The sequence below is a fragment of the Leucobacter sp. PH1c genome, from assembly GCF_000633415.1.
Classification (GTDB): domain Bacteria; phylum Actinomycetota; class Actinomycetes; order Actinomycetales; family Microbacteriaceae; genus Leucobacter.
Window position 1 is genome coordinate 22,181 of record NZ_AYMV01000057.1, and the last position, 6,363, is coordinate 28,543.

The 6,363-nt window shown below is 68.6% G+C and carries 5 protein-coding genes; 2 read left to right on the forward strand and 3 right to left on the reverse strand.

The window, feature by feature from the left end; all coding sequences use genetic code 11:
- Positions 1–67: 67 nt before the first annotated feature.
- Positions 68–664 (reverse strand): TetR/AcrR family transcriptional regulator, encoded by a 597-nt coding sequence (locus tag U874_RS0113785; RefSeq protein ID WP_025135117.1) that lies wholly within the window; start codon positions 662–664, stop codon positions 68–70.
- A 133-nt stretch (positions 665–797) separates the two neighbouring features.
- Between U874_RS0113785 and U874_RS0113790 the strand changes: the two genes are divergently transcribed.
- Both U874_RS0113790 and U874_RS0113795 read left to right on the forward strand, forming a co-directional pair.
- Positions 798–1,928, forward strand: a complete 1,131-nt coding sequence (locus tag U874_RS0113790) for a P1 family peptidase (protein ID WP_025135118.1) — start codon at positions 798–800, stop codon at positions 1,926–1,928.
- A 37-nt stretch (positions 1,929–1,965) separates the two neighbouring features.
- A complete protein-coding gene (locus U874_RS0113795) occupies positions 1,966–3,387 on the forward strand; it encodes an APC family permease (protein WP_025135119.1) in 1,422 nt (473 codons plus the stop codon).
- A 23-nt stretch (positions 3,388–3,410) separates the two neighbouring features.
- On the opposite strand, the gene U874_RS0113800 is transcribed toward U874_RS0113795, so the two are convergent.
- Positions 3,411–4,286 (reverse strand): DUF1295 domain-containing protein, encoded by an 876-nt coding sequence (locus U874_RS0113800; protein ID WP_025135120.1) that lies wholly within the window; start codon positions 4,284–4,286, stop codon positions 3,411–3,413.
- A gap of 2 nt (positions 4,287–4,288) precedes the next feature.
- A complete protein-coding gene (locus U874_RS0113805; protein ID WP_025135121.1) occupies positions 4,289–6,226 on the reverse strand; it encodes a long-chain fatty acid--CoA ligase in 1,938 nt (645 codons plus the stop codon).
- Between the last annotated feature and the right edge of the window lie 137 nt (positions 6,227–6,363).

Below are 6,363 nucleotides of genomic sequence, written 5' to 3' on the forward strand. Positions count from 1 at the left end.
GCATTGTGGGCTTGGGAGGCCAGCGACCTCGGCGCGATGCAGCCGCGCAGGCCCGCTCTCCCTGCCGTCAGTCGCCTCGGGTCACCGAGCGGGCGTACCCGGTCATCAGGGTGATCGCGGTGCTGCGGCTGATCTGGGGATCCCGGGCCACGATCCGGTACCCCAGGTAGTCCTCCATCGACATGAGGGTCATCGCGATCTCCTGCGCGTCCTGCCGGAGCTGGAACGCTCCGCGCGCTGCTCCGTCAGTGAGGACGGAGGCGTAGAGGCCAACCTGGCGGTGATAGATCGACTGCACATCCGCGCGATTCTGGAGGTTGAAGCCCGCGTCGAGAATGGCCATCCAGATCACCCGCCACTCCGCGTCTTCCGGCCCCGTGGGCAGGCCCGCGCTGATCAGCTGTTCGAGTTGCACGGTGGGATCGGGGTACTCCTCGAGGAGCGCGAGCCGGTCGTGGTAGAAGCGCTTGTCCGAGCGCTGCGCGAGCTCGGCGATCAGCGTCTCGATGTCGGGGTAGTAGTACCGCACCGCGTTTGCGGTCACCCCGAGCGTCGCCGCGATCTCGGGAATCGTGATCTGCGCAAGGTCGGAGCGCCCCACGAGTGTGATCGCCGCCTGATGGATGTCTTCCCGGCGCTGGGCCTGGGTGTTGGGTCGTGCCACCGGGCTCCTTCCGTTCAGACCGCTCGTCTGCCCCAGCGTAGCGAGAAGCGAGGCTGTTTCGGGCTGGCCCTTGCGTTTCTCGCGATCAGGGTTCATTATTTTCCTACGGTGCAAATAACTTGAGGATGAGTACATGCGAGCGCGCGATCTTGGTATCTCGATCGGGAAGAACCCGACCGGCCCCCGAAACTCCATCACCGACGTTCCCGGCGTCACGGTCGGGATGGTGACGCTCGGAGGGGTGCAGACCGCGGGGGAGCCCTCGGCGGTCAACACCGGGGTGACGGTCATCGTCCCGCACGACGGGATCTGGGAGGAGCCCGTCTTCGCGGGGTCCCACCGCCTGAACGGCAGTGGCGACATGACCGGGCTTGAGTGGGTGCGCGAGTCCGGCGAACTCACGTCCCCGATCGCGCTCACGAACACGCACAGCCTCGGTGTCGTGCGGGACGCGCTCGTGAAGGAGCAGGTAGCCCGGCGCGGGCCCGGCAGCTACTGGTGCCTCCCCGTCGTCGCGGAAACGTACGACGGGCAGCTCAGCGAGATCAATGGGCACCACGTGACCGAGGAGCACCTGTTCGAAGCGCTCCGAAGCGCGAGCTCGGAACTCCCTGCCGAGGGCAATGCGGGCGGCGGCACGGGAATGATCTGCCACGAGTTCAAGGGTGGCTCCGGGACGTCGTCACGCATCATCGAGACTTCCGCCGGAACGTACACGCTCGGGGTATTCGTGCAGGCGAACCACGGCAGGCGCGAGCGCCTCAGCGTCAACGGAGTGCCGGTCGGCGCCATCATCGGCGCGGACGCGGTGCCGCTTCCGGAGACGCCGCGATCGTACGAGCCGGGATCGGGATCCATCGTCGTTGTTGTCGCCACCGATGCCCCGTTCCTCCCGCACCAGCTCGACCGGCTCGCCCAGCGCGCCGCACTCGGTGTGGGAAAGATGGGCGGTGCGGGGGAGCAGTACAGCGGTGACCTCATGATCGCGTTCTCGACCGGGAACCGCGGCATCCCGCCCTACGCCTGGGACGAGAACGCCGCGACGGAGCGGGCCAAGATCGAGGTCTCGATGATGGCGCCGCAGCTCATGACGGCCTTCTTCGACCTCGTCATCGAGGCGACAGAGGAAGCGATCCTGAACTGCATGGTGGCCGCGCGCACGCTCACGGGCCCGTTCGGTGTCACCGCCCACGCCATCGACCACGACTTGCTTACGCAAGCCATGGGATCACTGCAAGCGGAGCCGCGCGCGACCCGCCCGTAGCCCATTACGACCACCTTCCAGCGACAAAGGAGCCGCTATGAGTAGTACGAAGCACACAGAGAATCCGGAACGCCTGCGCGGGCGACTCGGCACCGCGGGGATCGTGTTCATGGTCGTCGCTGCCGCCGCGCCCCTCACCGTCATCGGCGGAAACATGCCGCTCGGTATCGGGCTCGGCAACGGTGCGGGGGCGCCCGTCGGCTTCCTCATCGCCGCGCTGCTGCTGCTCGTATTCTCGATCGGCTTCGTCGCGATGACGCCGCACGTGAAGCAGGCCGGGGCATTCTTCTCCTACGTCACGCTCGGGCTGGGAAAGCGCCCGGGCATGGGCATCGCGGTCGTCGCGCTCGTCGCCTACACGGCGATCCAGGCGGGAATCTACGGCTACATCGGTTGGGCGATCGACGACACGATCAGGTTCTACGGCGGGCCCAGCATTCCTTGGCCGATTTACTCGCTCGTCACGCTGCTCATCGTCGCGTTCCTCGGCTACCGGCACATCAACCTGAGCGCGAAGGTGCTCGGCATCGCACTCGTCGCGGAGATCAGTATCGTCGTGCTCCTCGACCTCGCCATCGTCGTGCAGCCTGGCCCGGCCGGCATCACGTTCGCCTCGTTCGAGCCGAGTACGTTCCTCAACGGCGCCATCAGCGTCGCGATCCTGTTCGCGCTCACCGGGTTCATCGGCTTCGAATCCACCGCGGTGTTCCGCGACGAGGCGCGGAATCCCGAGCGGACGGTTCCGCGGGCCACCTACATCTCGGTGCTCATCATCGGCGGCTTCTACGCCTTCACATGCTGGGCATTCGTCGTCGCGATCGGCCCCGACGCCGTCATGGAGGTGGCCCAGCGCACGCTCGCCGGCGAGGGCAACATGCTCCTCGATACGACGAACGACTATCTCGGGCGCATCGGCCGCGACATCGTCAACGTCCTGCTGCTGACGAGCCTCTTCGCGTGCGTGCTCTCTTTCCACAATGTCATCGCGCGCTACCAGTTCGTGCTCGCGGGCCTCAGGGTGCTCCCGCAGCGGCTGGCCCGGATCCACCCCAAGCACGAATCGCCCTCGACGTCCTCGCTCGTCCAATCCGGCACCGCGCTCGCCGTGCTCGCCGTGTTCGCGGTCTTCGGCGTCGACCCGCTCGTCGGCGTCTTCGGATCGATGGCCGGTGTCGCGACCGTGGGCATGACGATCCTCATGTTCACGACCTCGCTCGCGGTGATCGTGTACTTCGCGCGGAACCGGGAGCACCGAGGCGGCCGCGTCTGGCGCACGCTCGTGTTCCCCGCGCTCGCCTGCGCCGGGCTCATCGGGGCGATGGTGCTCGTGCTCTCGAACTTCACGCTGGTGACCAGCAGCGGGGTCGGCCTCAGCACGATGCTCGCGTTCATCCCGTTCATCGCGTTCGTGGTGGGCTGGATCATCGGCACCCGGAAGCGCGCGATCCTCCCGGGGTAGCCCGTGCGTCGGGAAGCCGTTCCTCAGCGGCGGCGAGTGAACGGGATGAGCCGGGGTGTGCGCGCCACATAGGCGCGGTACTCCGGATCCTCTCCCCACTTCTTCTCGGCTTTCGCCTCGAGCAGCGGGATCCCGCTCACCCGAGTGAGCAGCAGCACGACGAAGACCGGAGACAGGAGCGCGACCCACTGCCAGCCGCGGAGGGCCGGCGCTGCGGCGACGAGCACCCCGCTCCAGAGCAGGATCTCGCCGAGATAGTTCGGGTGGCGCACAACCGACCAGAGCCCCGTACGGATGAACTGCCCGTCGTTCGTGGGATCCTGCTTGAAGCGAGACTTCTGCAGATCGGCGATCACTTCGATGGCGAAGCCCACCGCCCAGACGCCGAGCCCGATCCAGAGCAGCCCGTCCGCCTCCGCGCCGCTTCCCGAGGTGATCGCGATCCACGCCGCCGCCGCGGTGAGGCTGACCCAGAGGCCCTGCACGCTCCAGACCGAGAGGAAGCGCACGGGATCGCCCGTGATCTCCGCGAAGCGGTCGTCGCCGCCCGAGCGGATGTTGCGCAGCAGGAGGAAGGATCCGAGGCGGAGCGCCCAGACGATCACCATCGTGCCCAGGACGATCCCGCGCGGCCCCGCGGCGGGGACGAGCAGGAGGAGCGTCGCGGTGACCATGATGTACGTCAGGCTCCCGGTCGCGTCGAAGAACCGATCTGTCCGTCCGAGCGCGGCGGGGATGAACGCGAGCCACTGCACCACGAACGCCGCGAGCACGGCGAGCGCGAAGAGCGGGAACCCGCCGAGCGTGGCTCCGTGCTGGCTGCCGGCCAGCGCGAGCAGAGCGCCGAGCACGATGCTCGCCGAGATGAGTGCGATCGAACGGCCTCGAGTCTGCTGCATGGTCACGTGTCCTTCCGGGGAGCGCCCCGCCGACGAGACGGGGGAGGGGAGTAGAGGTCGTCAATCAGGGCCGAGCCCGCGGCGAGGAGCTCGCCCCGCCGCAGCTTCATCGTCGGGGTGACGAATCGTTCCGGCTGCGCCGCGGGCAGCACGACCGCACGCCAGCGCTGCGCGCGATCGCTCGGCGACCGCGTGGCGTTCGCGAGCGCGACCGCGTCCTCGATCGCGTCGTGCACCGCGGAACCAGCGGCGAGGTCGAGGATCCCGATCTCAGAGCCGACCGGCTCGGGCACCGCGTGGGGCGTCGAAGCGAGCGCCTCCGTGTCGAGGACGACGATCCCGGTGAGGTAGGGCCGATCGGTTCCGACGAGAACCGCGTGCGCCACCCACGGGTGGGCTTCCACGGACTGCTCCCACGTCTCGGGCGACACGGTCCGTCCGGTCGAGGTGATGATCACGTTCTTCGCGCGGCCATGCAGCGTCAGTGCGCCGTCCTCGTCGAGCGACCCCAGGTCGCCGGTGCGGAAATACCCGTCGACGAACGCGGCGGCCGTGTGCTCGGGATCCCGGTACCCGGCGAACACGCCCACCCCGCGCGCGAGGACCTCTCCTCCGGGGCCGATCGCGACGCTGTTGCCGGGCAGCGGGCGCCCGACCGAACCCGCGCGCACGTCTCCGGGGCGACCGCCCGCGAGGGGCGCCGTGGTCTCGGTCAAGCCGTATCCCTCGATCACGGGCGCGCCGATCCCGCGGAAGAAGAGCGCGAGCTCGGGCTGCAGGGTCGCGGCGCCCGAGAGCAAGTACTCGAGCTGCCCGCCCATCACGGCGCGCAGTCGGCTGTAGAAAAGCCGGTCGAAGAGCGCGTGCCGGATCCGCAGGCCGGTGCGGGGCCGCGAGCCCGGCACCCGATCTCGCTCCTCCAGGTGCGCGCCCCACTCGACCGCGGTGCGCGCTGCGGCGTTCCAGACCGGGGTCAGTCGCTTCTCGTGCGCCGAAGCGGCGGCCGCGGCCTGGATCTTCTCGAGGACGCGCGGCACGACGACCAGGAAGGTGGGGCGCAGCACCTGCAGCGCTGCGACGACGTCTTTCGGGTTCGACAGGTGAGCCACCCGCATCCCCTCGGACACGCAGATGAGTTGCAGGGCTCGCCCCAGGACATGCGTGAGGGGGAGGAACAGGATCGTGTTGCCGGTCTCCCGCACCACCTCGCGATACGCAGCCGCGGTGTTCAGCACCTGCCCGGCCAGATTGCGGTGCGTGATGAGAGCTCCCTTGGGCGCCCCCGTCGTGCCCGAGGTGTAGACGACCGTCGCTACGTCGTCGAGCGAAGCTCCGCACCGCCGGGCCTCCAACGCTTCGTCGGACACCTGGGCGCCACTGCGCACGAGCTCCGCGATGCTTCGGGAGCTGGGGGAATCTGGCCCTTCGGGAGTGCCGGGTGCCTGGGGCTCGGCCGTGGACTCCAGATCCCAGACCCGGATCGGAAGCTCGACGCGGCTCGCAGCGGCGGTAACTCGCTCACCGAGCGCTGCGTCGCCGACGAACGCGGCGGCCGGGCGCATGTCGGCGAGCACGGCTTCGATGTGGCCGTCGACGGAGGTCTCGTAGATCGGCACCACGACGGCGCCGACGAAGAGTGCGGCGAAGTCTGCGACCGCCCAGCGGTACTGCGTCGGTGCCGCGATCAGCACGGCGTCGCCGTGGGCGACGCCCGTCGCGATGAGGCCCTTGGCCCACGCTGTGACCTCGTCCACGAACGCGCTCGTCGTGATGGGCTCCCATGCTCCGTCCCGATCGCCGGCACGCGCGGGCACCTCGAAGGCCGCGTGATCAGGTGCCTGACGCGCCCGCTGCATCACGAGGTCGGTGATGTTGCGCAGGTGCGAGAGGCTGACGAGCGGGGGCGTGCTGGACACGGCTTCGAGAGGAATCGGAACCACGGGATCTTCTTCGGCAGGTGGCATTTCGGGCTCCCATGCAGGTTTTACTACACCATAGCTTACATTACGCCTGGCGTACGAAATGTATCGAAGTCTATTCCGGCTTGATGGGTGGCGGGGTGCGGCGGGGGGGCACC

Coding starts and splice junctions, on each gene's coding strand:
- U874_RS0113790 (WP_025135118.1), top strand. CDS start 798: ATGCGAGCGCGCGATCTTGGTATCTCGATCGGGAAGAACCCGACCGGC.
- U874_RS0113795 (WP_025135119.1), top strand. CDS start 1,966: ATGAGTAGTACGAAGCACACAGAGAATCCGGAACGCCTGCGCGGGCGA.
- U874_RS0113800 (WP_025135120.1), bottom strand. CDS start 4,286: ATGCAGCAGACTCGAGGCCGTTCGATCGCACTCATCTCGGCGAGCATC.